We start from the raw sequence: 1,707 nt of genomic DNA, 5'->3' as shown, positions 1-1,707 counted from the left end.
GCTGGTGCTCCTCCTACCGAAGCCGGAGGCTGACACTTGAGGAGTGCCAACGAGGAAACATGTCGTCGACAAGCTCCTCGGTAACGCATTGGATTTTTAACCGCCCGCTGCGCTAGAGAACGCTAAGAACGCAGAGCCAGGATGAGAATCTGGCAGGTCATCTCTGGGCGTAGCTCTTGAGCGCAAACCGATGGTTAAAAACAGTACGCAACCCACCGCATCTATCGCCGCGGATCGGTAATCAGTAATCGCTAATCCCTAATCTAAACATCAAAAATCTCCGCGTGTTGTTCGCTCACGCGGTCGGCTTTGCCTCGGTACTCCGCGACCTCAGCGGTTAAGAAAACCACACACACAATCCAACTCGCGCTGCTCGATCAGTAATCAGTCAGCCTCCGCGTCCTTCGCGCTCTCTGCGGTTAAACAAATCACAACCCGATCAAACCCCAAAGGTCCCGGCCACAATACCCAAACGAAGCAGATCAACGCCCCGCCCTACAGAGAAATCAGTGAGTATCGGAGGCTCTGAAAACCTCCCGTCGCCCAAGCGATACCTACATCGCTGAAAGCGATCCTGACCCATTTTAGCGGTTATTAGCGACAATTAGCGGTTAGAAAAAACAACCCAGTTCGCTTCGCTTCCCTAGCTGCTTACTCAATCCAACTTGCTCGGCGGGTCAACGCCCCGCCCTACAGGATAATCGGTGAGTATCGTCGTCATCAGTGGTTCAAAACAAAACACAGCCCGACTCGTCACGAAGAAACACAGCGAAGACGGATCCACTCACTTAGCGTTCGAGGAAGGAAAGAAGGTTTGCACCAGGAAATAGTGACACTTAAGTGTCACTTATGAAGATCGAACTGGTCACAAACCTGAAGCGAAGAGCCACGGAAATCATCCGCGACTTGAATGAAAAACATGAACCTATATTGATTACCGAGCACGGAAAACCTGCCGCCTATCTTATTGACGTTCAGTCATTTCAGGAAATCACAAAAAAGAATGAGCTTCTAGAAGGACTTGCTCGCGGCGAATCAGCCATCAAACAGGGCCGAGTGGTGTCGCAGAAAGAAGCCAAAAAGAGCATGAAGAAATGGCTCGCGTGATTTGGGCAGAAACCGCATTGCGAGATTTAGAATCGATAGCCGAGTACATCGAGCTAGATGATCCAGACGCGGCAAAGCGTGTTGTTAGACGCACGTTCGAAAAAACCGACCAACTGGAGGATTTCCCCGAATCTGGCTCAAAACCGAGGGGGTTGAAAGGAACGCCATACCGAAGACTAATTTCGAAACCTGTTCTAATCTACTACAGAATTGAAGATGACATAGCCTTCATCGTGCACGTAGTAAAAGAGGAACGTAAATTCGATTTGTCACGAATTGTAGAAAACCAAAAATAATCCGCCCCAGTCACAGTCTTCGCCCAATCAACAACTCGGCAAAACGCTACGCCGTAAAGACGGACCTGTCCGCCGAAGTTTCAGCGAAGGCTGGATCACATGCTGCCGTAAAGCGGCACTATGTTGCCCGAAGGGCATTAGGCAGCAGCGCTGCCGATGTTAATTAACACCACTCCCTGAGGTCGCTCTATCCGCTATGCGGAACAGAGTGCTCAGTGAACTGAGCAGCAGATGATGTTTCGTCGCGCTGGTGCTCCTCCTACCGAAGCCGGAGGCTGACACTTGAGGAGTGCCAACGAGGAAA

Annotated in this window: 2 protein-coding genes; both read left to right on the top strand. The window is 50.7% G+C overall.

The window, feature by feature from the left end; translation table 11 throughout:
• The first annotated feature begins 849 nt into the window (after positions 1-849).
• On the top strand, positions 850-1,107 hold the full coding sequence (locus JIN87_RS27880) for a type II toxin-antitoxin system Phd/YefM family antitoxin (protein ID WP_200360012.1): 258 nt from the start codon (positions 850-852) through the stop codon (positions 1,105-1,107).
• On the top strand, positions 1,095-1,403 hold the full coding sequence (locus tag JIN87_RS29000; RefSeq protein ID WP_200360010.1) for a type II toxin-antitoxin system RelE/ParE family toxin: 309 nt from the start codon (positions 1,095-1,097) through the stop codon (positions 1,401-1,403). The genes JIN87_RS27880 and JIN87_RS29000 overlap by 13 nt, the downstream gene beginning before the upstream one ends.
• Positions 1,404-1,707 lie beyond the last annotated feature (304 nt).

Origin of the sequence: Pelagicoccus mobilis, from assembly GCF_016595505.1 — a bacterium.
GTDB lineage: Bacteria > Verrucomicrobiota > Verrucomicrobiia > Opitutales > Opitutaceae > Pelagicoccus > Pelagicoccus mobilis.
The sequence above is the reverse complement of the archived record's forward strand: the minus strand, read 5'-3'. Positions and strand labels throughout refer to the sequence as shown.

Coding starts and splice junctions, on each gene's coding strand:
- JIN87_RS27880 (WP_200360012.1), top strand. CDS start 850: ATGAAGATCGAACTGGTCACAAACCTGAAGCGAAGAGCCACGGAAATC.
- JIN87_RS29000 (WP_200360010.1), top strand. CDS start 1,095: ATGGCTCGCGTGATTTGGGCAGAAACCGCATTGCGAGATTTAGAATCG.